This is a genomic window from Corynebacterium faecale (assembly GCF_030408735.1).
GTDB classification, from domain to species: Bacteria; Actinomycetota; Actinomycetes; order Mycobacteriales; family Mycobacteriaceae; genus Corynebacterium; species Corynebacterium faecale.
Map to the genome: position 1 here is coordinate 826,275 of NZ_CP047204.1, position 15,675 is coordinate 841,949.

At 59.9% G+C, this 15,675-nt stretch carries 20 protein-coding genes; 11 read left to right on the forward strand and 9 right to left on the reverse strand.

Going from position 1 to position 15,675, the window contains the following annotated elements; all coding sequences use genetic code 11:
* Nucleotides 1–56: 56 nt before the first annotated feature.
* The 4 genes from CFAEC_RS03790 to CFAEC_RS03805 all read left to right on the forward strand — a co-directional run bounded on the left by CFAEC_RS03790 (nucleotide 57) and on the right by CFAEC_RS03805 (nucleotide 4,587).
* Nucleotides 57–1,511, forward strand: coding sequence for a cell division protein PerM (locus tag CFAEC_RS03790; protein WP_290278973.1), 1,455 nt, complete (start codon nucleotides 57–59; stop codon nucleotides 1,509–1,511).
* Nucleotides 1,486–2,118, forward strand: a complete 633-nt coding sequence (gene purN / locus CFAEC_RS03795) for a phosphoribosylglycinamide formyltransferase (RefSeq protein ID WP_290279796.1) — start codon at nucleotides 1,486–1,488, stop codon at nucleotides 2,116–2,118. Before CFAEC_RS03790 ends, purN begins: the two co-directional genes overlap by 26 nt.
* Before the next feature lie 6 nt (nucleotides 2,119–2,124).
* Nucleotides 2,125–3,690: a bifunctional phosphoribosylaminoimidazolecarboxamide formyltransferase/IMP cyclohydrolase gene (gene purH, locus CFAEC_RS03800; RefSeq protein ID WP_290278976.1), complete on the forward strand. Its 1,566-nt coding sequence runs from the start codon at nucleotides 2,125–2,127 to the stop codon at nucleotides 3,688–3,690.
* 75 nt (nucleotides 3,691–3,765) lie between these two features.
* Nucleotides 3,766–4,587, forward strand: a complete 822-nt coding sequence (locus CFAEC_RS03805; protein WP_290278978.1) for an HpcH/HpaI aldolase/citrate lyase family protein — start codon at nucleotides 3,766–3,768, stop codon at nucleotides 4,585–4,587.
* On the opposite strand, the gene CFAEC_RS03810 is transcribed toward CFAEC_RS03805, so the two are convergent.
* The 8 genes from CFAEC_RS03810 to CFAEC_RS03845 form a co-directional block, all read right to left on the reverse strand.
* A complete protein-coding gene (locus CFAEC_RS03810; RefSeq protein ID WP_290278981.1) occupies nucleotides 4,565–5,233 on the reverse strand; it encodes a TetR/AcrR family transcriptional regulator in 669 nt (222 codons plus the stop codon). The two genes, CFAEC_RS03805 and CFAEC_RS03810, sit on opposite strands and share 23 nt — an antisense overlap.
* A 98-nt stretch (nucleotides 5,234–5,331) precedes the next feature.
* On the reverse strand, nucleotides 5,332–6,189 hold the full coding sequence (locus tag CFAEC_RS03815) for a putative nucleotidyltransferase substrate binding domain-containing protein (protein WP_290278983.1): 858 nt from the start codon (nucleotides 6,187–6,189) through the stop codon (nucleotides 5,332–5,334).
* Between the two features lie 133 nt (nucleotides 6,190–6,322).
* Nucleotides 6,323–6,574 carry a 30S ribosomal protein S18 gene (rpsR, locus tag CFAEC_RS03820; RefSeq protein WP_003858407.1) on the reverse strand — a complete coding sequence of 84 codons (252 nt, stop codon included), beginning with the start codon at nucleotides 6,572–6,574 and terminating at the stop codon, nucleotides 6,323–6,325.
* 11 nt (nucleotides 6,575–6,585) lie between these two features.
* On the reverse strand, nucleotides 6,586–6,891 hold the full coding sequence (rpsN, locus tag CFAEC_RS03825) for a 30S ribosomal protein S14 (RefSeq protein ID WP_290278985.1): 306 nt from the start codon (nucleotides 6,889–6,891) through the stop codon (nucleotides 6,586–6,588).
* Between the two features lie 3 nt (nucleotides 6,892–6,894).
* The gene (rpmG, locus tag CFAEC_RS03830; protein ID WP_003846451.1) at nucleotides 6,895–7,059 is read right to left on the reverse strand and encodes a 50S ribosomal protein L33; all 165 of its coding nucleotides are present in this window, start codon (nucleotides 7,057–7,059) and stop codon (nucleotides 6,895–6,897) included.
* Nucleotides 7,060–7,061: 2 nt separating this feature from the next.
* On the reverse strand, nucleotides 7,062–7,298 hold the full coding sequence (gene rpmB / locus CFAEC_RS03835; protein ID WP_290278989.1) for a 50S ribosomal protein L28: 237 nt from the start codon (nucleotides 7,296–7,298) through the stop codon (nucleotides 7,062–7,064).
* Nucleotides 7,299–7,659: 361 nt separating this feature from the next.
* Nucleotides 7,660–9,261, reverse strand: a complete 1,602-nt coding sequence (locus CFAEC_RS03840; RefSeq protein WP_290279797.1) for a SulP family inorganic anion transporter — start codon at nucleotides 9,259–9,261, stop codon at nucleotides 7,660–7,662.
* An 80-nt stretch (nucleotides 9,262–9,341) separates the two neighbouring features.
* Nucleotides 9,342–9,707, reverse strand: a complete 366-nt coding sequence (locus CFAEC_RS03845) for an ArsR/SmtB family transcription factor (RefSeq protein WP_290278990.1) — start codon at nucleotides 9,705–9,707, stop codon at nucleotides 9,342–9,344.
* A 280-nt stretch (nucleotides 9,708–9,987) separates the two neighbouring features.
* Here CFAEC_RS03845 and CFAEC_RS03850 point away from each other — a divergent pair, with 280 nt between their 5' ends.
* From CFAEC_RS03850 to CFAEC_RS03880, 7 genes are all read left to right on the forward strand, one after another.
* Entirely contained in the window at nucleotides 9,988–10,254 is a 267-nt protein-coding gene (locus CFAEC_RS03850) for a type B 50S ribosomal protein L31 (RefSeq protein ID WP_290278994.1), read from the forward strand.
* Between the two features lie 11 nt (nucleotides 10,255–10,265).
* Entirely contained in the window at nucleotides 10,266–10,439 is a 174-nt protein-coding gene (gene rpmF / locus CFAEC_RS03855) for a 50S ribosomal protein L32 (protein ID WP_011075210.1), read from the forward strand.
* 230 nt (nucleotides 10,440–10,669) lie between these two features.
* On the forward strand, nucleotides 10,670–11,374 hold the full coding sequence (locus tag CFAEC_RS03860; RefSeq protein ID WP_290279001.1) for a response regulator transcription factor: 705 nt from the start codon (nucleotides 10,670–10,672) through the stop codon (nucleotides 11,372–11,374).
* Nucleotides 11,371–12,861, forward strand: a complete 1,491-nt coding sequence (locus CFAEC_RS03865) for a sensor histidine kinase (RefSeq protein ID WP_290279003.1) — start codon at nucleotides 11,371–11,373, stop codon at nucleotides 12,859–12,861. Before CFAEC_RS03860 ends, CFAEC_RS03865 begins: the two co-directional genes overlap by 4 nt.
* A gap of 40 nt (nucleotides 12,862–12,901) precedes the next feature.
* A complete protein-coding gene (locus tag CFAEC_RS03870; RefSeq protein ID WP_290279005.1) occupies nucleotides 12,902–14,173 on the forward strand; it encodes a S1C family serine protease in 1,272 nt (423 codons plus the stop codon).
* Nucleotides 14,174–14,259: 86 nt separating this feature from the next.
* On the forward strand, nucleotides 14,260–14,850 hold the full coding sequence (locus CFAEC_RS03875) for a MogA/MoaB family molybdenum cofactor biosynthesis protein (RefSeq protein ID WP_290279008.1): 591 nt from the start codon (nucleotides 14,260–14,262) through the stop codon (nucleotides 14,848–14,850).
* Between the two features lie 18 nt (nucleotides 14,851–14,868).
* Nucleotides 14,869–15,054: a hypothetical protein gene (locus CFAEC_RS03880; RefSeq protein WP_290279009.1), complete on the forward strand. Its 186-nt coding sequence runs from the start codon at nucleotides 14,869–14,871 to the stop codon at nucleotides 15,052–15,054.
* 93 nt (nucleotides 15,055–15,147) lie between these two features.
* Here the strand turns inward: CFAEC_RS03880 and mscL are convergent, their stop codons facing one another.
* Nucleotides 15,148–15,585, reverse strand: a complete 438-nt coding sequence (mscL, locus tag CFAEC_RS03885) for a large conductance mechanosensitive channel protein MscL (RefSeq protein WP_290279011.1) — start codon at nucleotides 15,583–15,585, stop codon at nucleotides 15,148–15,150.
* Between the last annotated feature and the right edge of the window lie 90 nt (nucleotides 15,586–15,675).

Sequence of the window (15,675 nt, forward strand, 5' to 3'; positions counted from 1 at the left end):
GCTATACCGTCGTGCCACCCACAATTTCGGGCCCGGGCGTGGCACAGTTGATCACGATGAGCACGAACAATAGTCCGCATTCACGGCCGAGCCCGGCCCGTCGCCGCCGCCCGAAGCCACAGGCCCCCGCACCTGCCCAGTCCACCGCGGTTCAGCAGTCTAGGCTGCGTCGGTTGCTGCCCGCGGTGCTGATTCCGCACGGGGTGGCAGTTCTCCTCGTGGTGGTGGCGGCAGTGGCCGTCCTCATGTTCTCCGCAACCAGCATGGTCGCTCTTCCCGCAACCATCGCGCAGCTGTGGCTCGCACTCAACATGAGTCCGGTCGTGGGCAGCGGGGAAGTGATCGGCGTGATCCCGATGCTGCCAGCGGTGGTGATGGTGTGGGCGGTTGCCCGCAGGGTGCATCGATCCGTCAGGAAAAAAGTGAGCATTGCGGATCTGGGTGTGCTCACCCTGCTGGTCCTGGCCCTGCCCCTGTCGCTGGCGGGTATCGCCAGTGCCATGCTTTATGATGCCTCCGAAGTGCTGGATGTGGACATTCCCCCGGTTGCCTCCATGCTCGGCCGGGTGCTGCTCCTGCACCTGATCGCCCTGGGGCTTGGGATGGGGCCGCGGTTGTGGCGCGCACTAATGCGTCGCTATCGTGCGCCGGAGTGGCTGGTGGATGCCGCAGGACTGGCAATGAGATTTCTCCGCACCTACGCCGCCGTGACCCTGGTCGTGGTCGTGGTGATGATCACCATCAACTACCGGAACTTCCTGGATTCCCTCTCGGGATATGAAGACGGGGGAGCTGCACTGGCTCTGATCGTGATGAGCCTGCTCTACCTGCCCAACGTGATCATCTCTGCGATGGGTGTGCTCGTTGGCGCTCCGTTCTATTTCGGTGACGGGACCGTGAGCCTTTTCAGTGTCACCCTCGTTCCACTTCCACCTCTGCCGGTCCTGGCGGTCATCCCCGCCACGGCATCACAGTGGGCGGTGGTTCTTCTGCTGATCCCCGCGGTTGTGGCCGTATGGGTGTGCCTGAAGAATCCCGTGCGCCTGGTGGTGGCCCTTTCCGCCGCGGTATTCGGCGCGGCGTTCTTCCTCCTGCTGTCTCTGCTCGCCGGTGGACCCCTGGGTGTGTACGGCTATGTGGGCCTGAACCGTCTGTCAGCCGCTGGCCTGGTCCTTGGTTATCTCGTTGTTGTGGGGCTGCTCATCTCGGGTATTGACAGGCTGCGTTCCAACATGCGGACACCGGTGATGGTGGAAGAGTCTGTGGACCCTGAATACCCTGCCGAGCAGGAATACCGTGAGCCTGAAGCGGGGCCAGAGGTAGATCCAGAGCCTGTGACCGAGGAGGCTGTATATATGGAGTCTCCAGACGGAGTTGACACTGAACCGGAGGGAGAAACCTCTGAGGAATCAGCAAACACTGAGGAATCAGAGCCCGCCGCCACCGCAGACAATGAGCCTGACCATCAACCCGAGGAAACCGATGATGGTTCCCGGGGATCCGACCGTTAACATTGTGTCTGTGAATTCTGACTCAACAACCACCATTGTTGTTCTGGCCTCGGGTACCGGAACGCTGCTGCAGGCTCTGATTGATGCCCAGGGGAGCTACCGGATCGTCGGTGTGGTCTCTGATGTCGGGTGCGGCGCGATCGACCGTGCCATGAACGCTGGCATCAGTACCCGGGTTGTGCCGTTGGGTGGTGATCGTGCCGCCTGGAATACGGAACTCGCCGATGCGGTGGCCGCCCATGAACCGGATCTGGTCGTCTCAGCGGGATTCATGAAAATTCTCGGTGGGGGATTCCTATCCAGGTTTCCCTCCCGCATCATCAACACCCACCCGGCTCTCCTGCCATCCTTCCCAGGGGCCCATGCTGTCCGGGATGCCCTGGTATACGGGGTGAAGGTCACCGGATCCACCGTCCATCTCGTGGACGAAGGTGTGGATACCGGCCCCATCATCGCGCAGCGACCGGTGCCGGTGGAGGGCGGCGATGATGAAACCCGCCTGCATGAAAGAATCAAGCAGGTGGAGCGTAAACTCATTGTAGAAGTCCTGAATGGTGTGGAAATCTCCCGCGTTCAGGGTGGCGTACAACTCAACTGGAGAGGCTAATCCTTCATGAGCGATGATCGTAAGGCAATTAAACGCGCACTCATTAGTGTGTATGACAAGACCGGTCTGGAGGATCTGGCCAAGGCATTGAACCATGCCGGTGTGGAAATCGTGTCCACCGGCTCCACGGCCTCCCGGATTGCCGAACTCGGAATCCCTGTCACCCCGGTTGAGGAACTCACCGGTTTCCCGGAGTGCCTCGAGGGCCGTGTCAAGACCCTCCACCCGAAGGTTCACGCCGGCATCCTGGCTGATACCCGTAAGGAAGACCATCTCCGTCAGCTGAAGGAACTTGAGGTTTCTCCGTTCCAGCTCGTGGTGGTCAACCTGTACCCCTTCGCTGAGACTGTTGCCTCCGGCGCAGGTTTTGATGACTGCGTGGAGCAGATCGACATCGGAGGACCTTCCATGGTCCGTGCGGCGGCCAAGAACCACCCTTCAGTGGCAGTGGTGACCTCACCTGACCGCTATGAGGATGTTGTCTCTGTCCTCAACACGGGCGGTTTCTCCCGTGTGGAGCGCACCAAGCTGGCAGCAGAGGCCTTCCGCCACACCGCCACCTATGATGTCACCGTCGCCACCTGGATCAGTGAGCAACTGGCTGCAGCCGACACCGAGCTGGAGTTCCCTGGTTGGATCGGCTCCACCAGCACCCTGGCACGTTCCCTGCGCTACGGTGAGAACCCGCACCAGGCCGCGGCACTGTATGTCAACCATGATGCCAGTGGTCTGGCACAGGCGAGGCAGTTCCATGGCAAGGAGATGTCCTACAACAACTACACTGACTCGGATGCCGCCTGGCGCGCCGCCTGGGACCATGAGCGTCCGTGTGTGGCCATCATCAAGCACGCCAACCCCTGTGGCATCGCGGTGTCCGATGAATCCATCGCAGCAGCACACCGTGAGGCACATGCCTGTGACTCCGTGTCCGCCTTCGGTGGTGTGATCGCCTCCAACCGTGAGATATCAGTCGAGATGGCTAATCAGGTCGCTGAGATCTTCACCGAGGTCATCATCGCCCCGTCCTACGAGGACGGCGCCGTGGAGATCCTCAGCCAGAAGAAGAATATCCGTATCCTCCAGGCAGAGGCACCGGTTCGTGAGGGCTTCGAGTCCCGCGAGATCTCCGGTGGCCTGCTCGTCCAGGAACGTGACCTCATCCATGCCCCGGGTGATGATTCCGCAAACTGGACCCTGGCAGCAGGAGAGGCAGTCTCCCCGGAGACCCTCAAGGATCTGGAGTTTTCCTGGACCGCGGTTCGTTCCGTGAAGTCCAACGCCATCCTGCTGGCCAAGAATGGTGCCACCGTGGGTGTGGGCATGGGACAGGTCAACCGTGTGGACTCCGCACGTCTGGCCGTTGATCGTGCAGGCGCCGAGCGTGCACAGGGTTCCGTGGCTGCCTCGGATGCGTTCTTCCCCTTCGCCGATGGCTTCGAGGTGCTGGCTGAGGCTGGCGTCACCGCTGTCGTCCAGCCGGGTGGTTCCATCCGTGATGATGAGGTCATCGAAGCTGCCAATAAGGCCGGCGTGACCATGTACCTCACCGGAGCACGCCACTTCTCCCACTAGACGGTGGGGGAGTAGCAGGAAAAGGGCAGTCCGAAAGGACTGCCCTTTTCCTCTTCAACGCGTAAAACTATAGGTATGTCTGAATTGATTACCGGTCCTGCCATCCTCTTCGCCCCCGCCAACCGCAGCGAGATCATCCCCAAGGCCGCAGCACGCGCCGACATGGTCATCCTCGACCTGGAGGACGGTGCGGGGGACGTGGACCGTGCAGGCGCCTATGACAACATCAGGGAATCAGGACTGGATCCGAAAGACACCATCGTCCGGGTTGTCGGTCCTGATGATCCCCACTTCGCCGATGATGTCGCCTTCGTCCGCACCACTGCCTACACCCTGGTGATGGTGCCTAAGATCACCGATTCCATCCCGGAGGCACTCAGTGGTCTGAAGGTGATCGCCATGGTGGAAACACCCCAGGCGGTGGTGAACATTGCCAGCCTCGCCGCACACGAGGACGTGGTTGGTATGTTCTGGGGTGCAGAAGACCTCACGTATCTGCTCGGTGGCACCCATTCCCGGTTCCTCGCCGATGAACCCCAGCCGGACAGCTACCGCGATACGATGCGGGTGACCCGGGCGCTCATGCACATCCATGCCAAGGCGAATGGGAAGTTCACCATTGATGCGGTCCACGCCGATTTCAATGATGAGCAGGGGCATTTCCAGGAGGCGGCGGATGCCGCGCGTTCAGGTTTTGCAGGCTCAGCCTGCATCCATCCGAAGCAGATCGAAACCGTGCGTCGGGCCTACCGCCCTGAGGCGGAACAGCTGGACTGGGCCAGGCGTGTGGTGGCGGAAGCAGAGAACTTCCCAGGTGCCTTCAAACTGGACGGGCAGATGATCGATGAACCGTTGATCGCCCAGGCCCGGATGGTTATTGCCCGGATGCCTGCCTGATCAGTTCGAGGGTCTGCTCCTCGCGGTTGTCCGGCAGCTGGGCGCCGAGGACGGCGAGGGCGGCGTCGGCAAGCATGATTGCGGTGTCCGGCAGGCTGTCCCCGGTGAGGGGGCTGGGGACCTTGCCGTCATTGCGACGCATCTCGATGGCGGACATCGTGATGTGGAAGGGTAGCTCGGCCCGGGGATCATCCCCGACGATCTCTGTGGCGATGCTGCGGAAGATGTTGGTCAGGGCTTCGCGCTGAGTGTGGTACTCATCGAACTCCTCAGAGGCCACGATGGGCAGCTGATAGAGCCGGCCCACATTCCACTTGGTGGATAGCAGCAGACGCACCTCGGCGGCCACGAGGGCCCACAGGCGGAACTCCGGGGAGGCTTCACGGTTGGCCAGGTTCTCCGCGAGGAGGGTTGATGGCTCGACCGTGGACTTCAACAGGGTCAGGAAGATTTCCGTCTTGGACGGGAAGTGATAGTACAGGGACGCCTGACGGATACCCACCGCGTCAGCGATCTGGTGGGTTGAGGTCGTGGCGAATCCCTGGCGGGTGAACAGCTCAGCTGAGGCATCAAGAATCTCCTCGCGGGGATTCTTTCCGGCCCGTCGCGGAGCTGACCTCCGAGGGCGTCCGACTGCTCCTGCCATGACCTGGTAGCACTTCCTTCAATCCGGGGAGAAAACTGGTGAATGATATTTGACAAGATTCTAGTGCCTGACAGGCAGATCCCACCATTGGGGATGCACTAATCGCTCACGCGGTGCTCCACTGAGCTCATCACCTGAGACAACAGCCGTGCAGCGGCCCCGAACGTGGAACGCTGGAGGGCGGGCATATCCCAGGCTGTGGCGTCCTGATCATGGATGCGGTCCATCCAGCGCTTTGACTGTAGCTCAAGCGAGGCCTTCCACACCTGCGTGAGGGCATCGGCCTCATCAGGGGTGAGAATGTTGGCTGAACGGGCGTCGGCAAGCCTCGCAGCGGTGGTCGGCGCGGTGGAGCCGGCCTGCCATGCCGCCCAGCGCGCCAGATTGACCGTGGGGATCATCAGATTCCCGCGGATATCAACGCTCATCTCACGCGACGGTAGACCGTCGGCGACCTCGATGGCCGGGGGACGTGAGGCCAGGGCGTCGGCAAGCAAGGTGCGCGGATCCGCCTGCGTGATCGATGCCACCCATGTGCCCGCATCCAGGTACACCGCCGCATTCTCACCGGAGCGGGCGCGATCCTCCCACTCCTGCCGTGTCGCGGCACCAACCGGCTCGGCGATGAAACCTACATCAGTGAGCAGCCGGGCCAGCGCGGGATTCGGATCAACACCCTGCTTATCGACGACCGCCAGCCACCTCACGGGCGAGGTGGGCAACGCGTCACCCCGCCCCACGGGGCCGGTGAGAACGACCTCCGCGTCGATGCCGGGGGAGTGCAGCGCATCGGTAACCACCCGGGAGAACCAACCCGCGAGCACCGAGGGCGCCTCACCATGGTGCAAGGCATTACTCAGCAGTTCGAGGGACTCCGCCAGCACCCCACGCACATTGGCGGGACTGCTGCACAATGGTGCACTTTCGGCGAGCTCGAGCAGGGAGGGATGCAGCACGGTTGTTCCTCTTGTCGTGGGTGGGGAGGTGTCGATACTAAAACTACACCCTGAAAGATAGAAAGAACCACCTGCTCTCATGAAGATGAGAACAGGTGGTTCTAAAGATGTCGCTGTTACGTTATTCCCAGACTTAGCGGCTGGTGAACGGCAGGAGAGCCATTTCGCGTGCGTTCTTCACGGCGGTTGCAACCTCGCGCTGCTGCTGCGGGGTCAGACCGGTGACACGACGTGAACGGATCTTGTGGCGGTCGGAGATGAACTGACGAAGGGTGTTGATGTCCTTGTAGTCAACCTTCTCGATGCCCGCTGCCTTCAACGGGTTCTTCTTTGGGCGGCGGGTCTGCTCGAGGCGGACACGCTTAGCGTTGTTGCGCTGTTTCATTGTGTGTACTCCTACCAGCTGGACTTACGAACGCCCGGCAGCTCACCACGGTGAGCCATCTCGCGCATGCGGACACGGGACAGACCGAACTTGCGGAGGTAACCGCGTGGACGACCATCATGGGCGTCACGGTTACGAACGCGGACCTGAGCTGCATCGCGTGGCTGACGGTTCAGTTCGAACTGTGCATCCAGACGATCCTCATCAGAGGTGTTCGGGTTACTGATGATGGCCTTGAGCTCTGCGCGACGCTCGGCGTAGCGGGCGACGATTTCCTTGCGCTGCTCGTTCTTGGCGATCTTAGACTTCTTTGCCATGAATTATCGCTCCTCGCGGAATTCGACGTGCTTACGAACTACCGGATCAAACTTCATCAGAGTGATACGGTCCGGGTTGTTGCGCTTGTTCTTGCGGGTGACATAGGTGTAACCGGTGCCAGCCGTAGACTTCAGCTTGATGATGGGGCGGATATCATTACGTGCCATCTTTAGATCTTCTCCCCACGTGCGCGGATCTGAGCCACGACAGCTTCGATGCCGTCGCGGTCAATGACCTTCAGGCCCTTGGTGGATACGGTCAGGGTGATGGAACGTCCCAGTGAAGGGACGAAAAACTTACGACGCTGCACGTTGGGGTTCCAACGGCGTGAAGTGCGTCGGTGCGAGTGCGAGACAGACTTGCCGAAACTCGGCTGGCGTCCCGTTACTTGGCAATGTGCCGACATAACTTTGCTTTCTCCTAGCCGCCCACAATCAGTTAGAAGACGCGCCGCACCGGAAGGTTCCCGGGGCGCGAGCATGCCAGCTGAGAGGGCGATAACGAATATTTACGACAACAGCAAGGGACCAGTTTACAGACGAGACCCCAAAACTCCTAATCCCCTTGTTGTCCGCTTTAGGCAGGGGAGCACTGGGCGAATTCTGTAGGGCCACTGCGGGACTGCGACCAGCAGGTCCGCAGTTGTGCCCCTGTTTTCCGGCATGTTTCCCGGCGGTGCCCGGAGAGCGGGCGACACGGCGTTATTCAATGCCCGGATGGTACACCAGGGCACGGATGCCTGCCGGTTTCCCGCAACGGCGGACAGTCTAAATCCGATGGGCGATATGATCCCGCGCATGGGCTGTGGCGGTGTCCAGATCCTCAAACAGGTGAGTGGGATGTCGCAGGGACCTGATGGCGCCCAGCACACCGAGGACGTGGATGTGCTCCTTGCGAACACCCTTGATCAGAACGGTGACGCCACGACGTTCCAGGGCCGTGACCAACTCGGTCAACTGGTTGGCACCGGTGGCGTCGATCATCTGGAGCTGGGACAGTCGCAGGATGACCACTTCGATCTGATGCTCATCCCGATGGTCCAGGATCTGGTCAAGGATGCGCTCCGCGGCGCCGAAGAACAGGGAGCCTTCGATGCGGAACAGGGCGATACGTTCATCGCCCGCAAATGCCTCCCCGGGGAGTGTCTCGCGGAAGAGCCCGGTGTCCAGGCTCATGCGGCGCAGAATGAAGAAGGCGGCCACCCCGATGCCGATGGCTACGGCAACCACAAGGTCCACGCTGATGGTGATCACTGCGGTGATGATGAACACCAGTCCATCCGAGCGGGTGGATCGCAGCACCCGGGATGCCACATTGATGTTGATCATGCGGGCGGCTGTCACCATTAGAACGCCGGACAGTGCCGCCAGTGGGATCACCGAGACCACGGTGGCCGCGAGGTAGACCACGGCGAGGAGCACCAGGGCATGGATGATGGCCGAAGCGCGGGTTCGGCCCCCGGAGCGGACGTTGACCGAGGTGCGCGCAATCGCCCCTGTAGCGGGCATGCCCCCGAAGAACCCCGCGCCGATGGACGCCAGTCCCTGGCCCACCAGCTCGCGGTCAGCATTGTAGGGGCCGGTATCCGCCATGGAGGCGGCCACCCTGGCGGATAAGAGTGATTCGATGGCGGCCAGGGCTGCGACCGCGAACGCGGGGCCCAACAGTGCCCGGATCAGTTCCGGATCCATCGCGGGCAGGGTCGGGGCGGGCAGGGAGCGGGGAATCTCACCGATATCATCCACCGGAACCTTCAGTACCAGCACCGCGACAGTGACCACCACGATGGCTACGAAACTGGCCGGCACCTTCGGGGCGAACCTGCCGAGCAACAGCATCACGATGATCACTGCCGCAACCACGGACAGGGGGAGGAAGGCTCCGGGCCACTCGGCGTGCGTCACTGCATGCCATGCGGCACCCACGGTGTTGGCTGGCAGTGAGCCGGCGTATCCGACAGCGGCCGGAACCTGTTGCAGGAAGATGATCACCCCGATGCCCAGGGTGAACCCCTCGATGACGGGCCAGGGGATATAACTGACCGTGCGCCCCAGTTTGAGGATGCCGGCTAGCAGCACGATGATGCCCGCCATCAAGCTGACGAGCGCGACGGCGGGTATGCCATGGGCTATCACGATGGGGGCGAGGATCACCACCATCGCGCCGGTGGGACCGGATACCTGAACGTTGGAACCGCCGAAGATGGCCGCGATGAGACCAGCGACAATGGCGGTGATCAATCCCGCCTCGGCACTGACTCCGGAACTGACACCGAACGCCAGGGCCAGTGGGAGTGCGACAATGCCGACGGTGATGCCCGCGGTGATGTCCGAACGCCAGGTGTATCGGAGGTTGGCGTAATCCTCCATGGATGGCAACAGGCCACGCCACTGCCCGACTCTGGTGGTTCTTGTCCCCTCCGACCTGTTCGTCGGTGTGGCGGATCCAGTCATGCCCTGGTCCCCTCGATGCTGGGGAGTGCATTGATGGAGGATAATTCGTCGGTGGAGCTGGTCAGTATCTGGTTAAGCAGGAGGCGGGCAGTGCGCAGCAGATCCGCCACCTGCGGGTGGGTGAGGCTGTAGGACACCACATTGGCATTTCTCACCGAGGTGACCAGTCCGTACTTGCGGAGGACGGCGAGGTGCTGGGATAAATGGGATGATTCCAGTCCGGTGTCGTGGATCATGGTGGACACCGGCACTTCCGGTTGGGTGGAGAGGATCTCCAGGATTCTGATCCGGTAGGGGTGTGCCAGCCCCTTGAACAGGTTGGCCTTGCGTTCGTAGAGAGGCATTTGATCTGAACTCAACACGTTAGTCCTCCTTGACATGCAGATATGATGAATTCATCATATCGTCATGCGCAGTGGCCTGCAACGGTGGAGGATACTGTCGCGGGTGGAGGTTGGCCGTGATGGCGACTGTGTGGGTGGTGGTGTATAGGTGATTTTCAGATCCCCCGCCACTCATGTAAAGTATTACAGGTTCATTGCCGGTTTTGGCAGTGCATACTTCACCGAACCCAACTCGGACACGATCCCCAAAGATTGGGGAACCGATCCGTAGTTTCAATCCTGAGGGAATCGAGAGTAAATGAAGAAGGACATCCACCCCGGTTACCACCCGGTGGTATTCCAGGACGCAGGTACTGGCTTCCAGTTCCTGACCCGTTCCACCGCATCCAGTGATCGCACGATCAACTGGGAAGATGGCAATGAGTACCCGCTGATCGTCGTTGACGTCACCAGTGAGTCCCACCCATTCTGGACCGGTGCACAGCGTGTCATGGACACCGCTGGCCGAGTCGAGAAGTTCGAGCGTCGCTTCGGCGGCATGGCTCGCCGTAAGAAGAAGGCATAGGAGAATAAGCAATGGCAGTTCCAAAGCGCCGTATGTCTCGCGCCAACACCCGTATGCGTCGTTCCCAGTGGAAGGCTGACAATGTCGCCCTCCAGGACGTGAAGATCGACGGCCAGACCGTTCGCATCCCACGTCGCCTGGTCAAGGCTGCGCAGCTTGGCCTGGTTGACGTCGAGCAGTTCTAAAACAGAACAACTCAACAGGATTTCCTTAAATGCCACCAAGGCATTTATAAGAATCTAGTAAGAGACCGGATATGCCCCCTGATTACGGGGACCGTATCCGGTCTCTTTGCTGTATACAGTGTTAATATAAGGAAAATTCAAGGGATCCTTGAAGAAGTTTTGAGGCTATTGATGGCAGAGTGACATTCCGGATCAAATAACCTCCACTTATAACTGAGGGAAGTAAGTCAATGAAGGTTCTCGTTGTTGATGACGAACCAGCTGTACGGGAATCGCTGCGGCGATCACTGACATTCAATGGTTATAACGTTGTCACCGCCGAAGACGGTGTGCAGGCGTTAGAGGTCATCGAACGTGAACAGCCCGGTATCGTTGTGCTGGACGTCATGATGCCCCGCATGGATGGACTGGAAGTGTGTCGCACGCTGCGTAGTCAGGGTGATGACCGATCCATACTCATCCTCACCGCCCGGGACAACGTCTCAGACCGTGTCGGTGGCCTGGATGCCGGCGCCGATGACTACCTGACCAAGCCCTTCGCACTGGAAGAGCTTCTGGCCAGGGTCAGGTCGTTGGTTCGTCGCTCCGCACTGGAGCCCACTAACGGTAACGGCGGATCATCCGCGCAGGCTGAACTGTCTTTCGGGGATCTCACACTCAACCCGGATACCCGTGATGTCAGTCGCGGTGGGCGTCCCATCAGTCTCACGCGAACCGAATTCGCACTGTTGGAACTACTCATGAAAAATCCCCGCAGGGTGCTGTCCCGCAACAGCATCCTTGAAGATGTCTGGGGATATGATTTCCCCACCTCAGGTAATGCTCTCGAGGTCTACATCGGATACCTGCGCCGTAAGACTGAGCAGGAAGGGGAGAGTCGACTCATCTACACCGTTCGCGGTGTTGGTTACGTGTTGAGGGAGACTGCCCCGTGACCCTGCGACGCATCGGATCGTCGCACGAGCCCGTCGAGGTTCCACTGGATTCCACAGAACAACCACATCAGGGGTGGGGTTTCACCACTTCCCTGCGTTGGCGGCTCTCACTGCTGAGATCCGTCCTCGTTGCGCTCACAGTGGGCCTTGTCACCGTGGCATCTTATTGGACCGTGTCCAATGCGCTGATATCAGCAGTGGACCGCTCGTTGGACGCCAAGGCCACCACCATGTTGGAGCGTGCGCAGGACCCTGATTTCTATGATCGCGTCGAATCCGAAATGGAGATTGTCAAGGAGTATGACGGTGGTCTGAGCATCGCGTTATCCCCACCGGGTTGGGAATATGTCATCGGTGACAGTATCGCACTGCCTGGGGATCTGCCCATTGACCGATCCCAGCCCAACACCCAGACTCTGACTTCCTCGGGCATGCGGATCCTGATCAAACATGATGAGCAGGGGGCAACAGTGGTCCTCACCCAGGAGATGAGCTACTTGCGGGAGCTCATCACCTCGTTGGGAATCCTGCTTCTCGTCCTCGGTATCGCAGGTGTGCTGGCGTCAATCGTGCTTGGATTCATCCTGTCGGGCGCGAGCCTGAGGCCACTGTCCAGATTGCAGCGCGCCGTGGAGAACATCGCCAGGACAGATGACCTCTGTCCCATACCCGTTGTGGGCAATGATGAGCTCGCGCGATTGACGGTGAGCTTCAACGAAATGCTTGAAGCCCTGCGGGATTCACGAATGAGACAGTCTCAGCTGGTGGCAGATGCTGGGCATGAGTTGAAGACTCCGTTGACGTCCATGCGCACCAATATCGAGTTGCTCATGATGACCACCCGTCCGAACGCGCCACAGATCCCGGAAGAGGATCGGAACGACCTGGAACGGGACGTGCTTGCGCAGATGGAGGAGATGTCCACCCTGATCGGTGACCTGGTTGATCTCACCCGGGAACAGGACATCGAGGTTCTTGAGCCCATCCATCTCAACCGGGTACTCGACAGCGCGGTGGAGCGGGTGGATCGTCGGCGCCATGATGTCACCATCACCACGAAGACAGTTTCCTGGTATCTCAATGGAGACGGATTCGCCCTGACGCGTGCCCTGGTCAATGTCCTGGACAATGCCGTGAAGTGGTCTCCGGAAAACGGTAATGTCCGGTTGGACATGACCGTCATCGATGACAAGCATGTCCAGGTCACCGTGGATGATTCCGGACCCGGAGTCCCGGAGGAGGAACGCGAATTGGTATTCGAGCGTTTCTACCGCGCGGTGAAATCCCGATCGATGCCGGGGTCCGGCCTGGGCCTGGCGATCGTCCAACAGGTGGTCCAACGGCACTCCGGCCACATTGAGGTGGGGGAATCGGATGATGGTGGGACCAGGATCACCATGGTTTTCCCTGGTACCCAGGACAACAACCTCCTCAGTCCGGGGCAGCCCTCAAACGTTCACCAACCTCACAGCAATCGTTCAGAGTGATTGAAGTGGTGCTCCAGTCAGAAAGACCATAATCGTAGACATGACAACACCATATCCCCGCAACGAAGATGACAACGCCGCACCACCCTCAGAGACCAATACCTTTGAACCTGTGCGTAGCGCCTACCAGTCGTGGGGAACATCATCGCCGAGTTCTGATGTCCCGGTGAACCCGGCCTGGACCAGTTGGGATTCAGACCCGGCACCTTCCGGGACCGCGCCGGCGAAGAAGCAGAAGAAGACGGTGGGGTTGGGGACCGCGCTTGGCCTCATGCTGGTGGGCTCAGTGGCGGCCGGCAGCATCGTCGGCGTAGCCACCACGCAGTTCGGATCTGATTCCTCCGGCACCGGAGCCTACAACTCCCTGGACCAGCCGAGTTTGCAACGCACAACCAATGCGGAACCTGGATCCGCTGAACAGGTGGCCGAACAGGTACTTCCCTCCGTGGTCTCCATCCAGGCACTGACCCGGAATTCCGCCTCTGAAGGGTCGGGTTCCATCATCTCCTCCGACGGCTATGTGATGACGAACAACCATGTGGTGGCAGGGGTGGAACAGAACGGGGTTCTCCGGGTCACCATGTCCGACGGTTCGACCTCAGAAGCTGATTTCATCGCCGGGGATGCCTCCACCGACATTGCCGTCATCAAGATCAGAAACGCCACGGATCTACCCGTGATCAACTTTGGTGATTCTGATGACATCGCCGTGGGCCAGGAAGTCATGGCGGTCGGGTCCCCGCTCGGACTGAGCTCAACTGTCACCACCGGTATCGTCTCGGCCCTCAACCGCCCTGTCCGGGCTTCCGGGGAAGGGGGCGAATCCTCTTTGATTGATGCGATCCAGACCGATGCGGCCATCAACCCGGGAAACTCGGGTGGTCCGCTCGTGGATATGCAGGGCAATCTGATCGGCATGAACTCGGTGATCGCCTCCATCTCATCCGCGAGTGACACCGGGGGGTCCATCGGCCTCGGCTTCGCCATCCCCGCCAACTACGCCAAGCGGGTGGCCACTCAGCTCATTGAAACCGGTGCAGTGATGCAGCCCATGATCGGTGTGTCCCTGGCCAACGGTGCCAATGTTTCCGGCGCATTGATCGCCAGTGTGCAGGATGGAGGGCCGGGAGCCGCGGCCGGACTTATGCCGGGAGATGTGGTGACCAAGCTCAACGATCGTGTGATTGACAGTGCTGATGCATTAATTGCGGCTGTTCGCTCACATGACTTCGGAGAAACAGTTACTCTAACAGTCACTCAGCAGGACACCTCGCAAACCCGTGAGGTGGAGGTTACTCTCACCAGCGAGTAGTTTTATACAAAATATCTGATCAATTCGGCAGTAACGGGCTGAAAGCAAGCTAACGGCAAGTTAATGACAAGTTTGAGCGAGGAACGATGAGTAACGATACGCTGGGGAATCTCACCGAGGTCGTGGAGTCCCGTCAGCCTCTTCCAAATGTTGAACCGGACCCGGAGTTTCTCAAGGCCACTGAGCAGGAGTCCACTCTCGCCGTGCAGCGTCGGGCACTCGTGGTCCTGGTTAATGATTACGCGGATGATGATTCCACTGAGAATGGTCGTCTTGTCACGGAGCTCCTGATGGAGTCCAATTTTAACGTCGACGCAGTGGTGCTGGTCCCATCGAAGAAGTCACAGATCCGCCAGGCGATTGAAACTGCGGTTGTGGGCGGTGCTGATCTGGTTCTCACCATCGGTGGTGTGGGTGTCGGGCCACGTGACAGAACCCCTGAAGCTACCCGCGCGGTGCTTGATCAGACAGTTCCGGGTATCGCCCAGGCTCTGCGTTCCTCCGGTATGGCATGCGGTGCGGTGGATGCATCGGTGTCCCGGGGTATCTCCGGCATTTCCGGCTCCACCGTTGTGGTCAACCTGGCGGATTCCCGGGCGGCGATCCGCGATGGGATGGCGACCCTGACCCCACTGGTGCACTTTGTTGTGGACCAGATGCAGACCTCTGTTGTCTGAGTGGAGTGTCGAGCGCCCATGACCAAGAAACGCAGGAGAGCTTTCCGCGCGTCACCCGCGCAGGATTATGATCGCACCGCCGACACCCCCGGACCGACTCCCGTCGGGGATCAGGTCCGGGAGGTAATTCTGGATCCTGAGCAGGATGACGCCCCCAGCGGTGAGGAGTTCTGGCTGGAGCAACGGCCACCGCACTACCACTAGAGCGCTCCGGCTCCATGAGGAGCACCCGTTGTCCACCAGCGGTGATCATTGAGATGAAAAACCACCCCAAGGTCTTGGGGTGGTTTCGCTGTTTTACAGGGTGTTCTTGCCGTCCTGCTGATTGTTGGCAGCTTTCTGTGCCTGGAGGAGATCGCGGATCTCAGTGAGCAGTTCCGCCTCGAGGGAAGCCGGCGCCTCCTCCTCTTCGTCAACACCCTTGCGCTTGGCCAGCGCCTCATTGAGCTTGTTCATCGGACCCACCAGTACGAAGTAGACGATGGCGGCGATGATGAGGAAGTTGAGCGCTGCGGTGATCACGGCGCCGAAATCAATGAAGGTGTTCGGGTTGTCACTGAAGATGTGGAAACCGAGTCCGGATACATCTGCGCCACCGACGGATGCGATGAGCGGATTGATGATGTGGTCGGAAAATGCAGTGACGATGCTGGTGAATGCGGTGCCGATGACGACGGCGACGGCGAGCTCGACAACATTGCCGCGGAGAATGAAATCTCTGAAACCCTTCAACATGGGTGGGCGCTCCTTGATCAGGTAGACATTTGTGGGCCAGTGGTGGAACAACAAAAGCACTATAGCGGAAACCTGATTTGTTTCGACGGG

Bases quoted from the DNA above. Each gene is read 5' to 3' on its own strand.
- rpmG (WP_003846451.1), bottom strand. From the start codon at position 7,059: ATGGCACGTAATGATATCCGCCCCATCATCAAGCTGAAGTCTACGGCT.
- rpmB (WP_290278989.1), bottom strand. From the start codon at position 7,298: ATGTCGGCACATTGCCAAGTAACGGGACGCCAGCCGAGTTTCGGCAAG.
- CFAEC_RS03790 (WP_290278973.1), top strand. From the start codon at position 57: ATGAGCACGAACAATAGTCCGCATTCACGGCCGAGCCCGGCCCGTCGC.
- CFAEC_RS03850 (WP_290278994.1), top strand. From the start codon at position 9,988: ATGAAGAAGGACATCCACCCCGGTTACCACCCGGTGGTATTCCAGGAC.
- purH (WP_290278976.1), top strand. From the start codon at position 2,125: ATGAGCGATGATCGTAAGGCAATTAAACGCGCACTCATTAGTGTGTAT.
- CFAEC_RS03875 (WP_290279008.1), top strand. From the start codon at position 14,260: ATGAGTAACGATACGCTGGGGAATCTCACCGAGGTCGTGGAGTCCCGT.
- rpsN (WP_290278985.1), bottom strand. From the start codon at position 6,891: ATGGCAAAGAAGTCTAAGATCGCCAAGAACGAGCAGCGCAAGGAAATC.
- rpsR (WP_003858407.1), bottom strand. From the start codon at position 6,574: ATGAAACAGCGCAACAACGCTAAGCGTGTCCGCCTCGAGCAGACCCGC.
- rpmF (WP_011075210.1), top strand. From the start codon at position 10,266: ATGGCAGTTCCAAAGCGCCGTATGTCTCGCGCCAACACCCGTATGCGT.
- CFAEC_RS03860 (WP_290279001.1), top strand. From the start codon at position 10,670: ATGAAGGTTCTCGTTGTTGATGACGAACCAGCTGTACGGGAATCGCTG.
- CFAEC_RS03805 (WP_290278978.1), top strand. From the start codon at position 3,766: ATGTCTGAATTGATTACCGGTCCTGCCATCCTCTTCGCCCCCGCCAAC.
- CFAEC_RS03810 (WP_290278981.1), bottom strand. From the start codon at position 5,233: ATGGCAGGAGCAGTCGGACGCCCTCGGAGGTCAGCTCCGCGACGGGCC.
- mscL (WP_290279011.1), bottom strand. From the start codon at position 15,585: ATGTTGAAGGGTTTCAGAGATTTCATTCTCCGCGGCAATGTTGTCGAG.
- purN (WP_290279796.1), top strand. From the start codon at position 1,486: ATGGTTCCCGGGGATCCGACCGTTAACATTGTGTCTGTGAATTCTGAC.
- CFAEC_RS03840 (WP_290279797.1), bottom strand. From the start codon at position 9,261: ATGGAGGATTACGCCAACCTCCGATACACCTGGCGTTCGGACATCACC.
- CFAEC_RS03870 (WP_290279005.1), top strand. From the start codon at position 12,902: ATGACAACACCATATCCCCGCAACGAAGATGACAACGCCGCACCACCC.
- CFAEC_RS03880 (WP_290279009.1), top strand. From the start codon at position 14,869: ATGACCAAGAAACGCAGGAGAGCTTTCCGCGCGTCACCCGCGCAGGAT.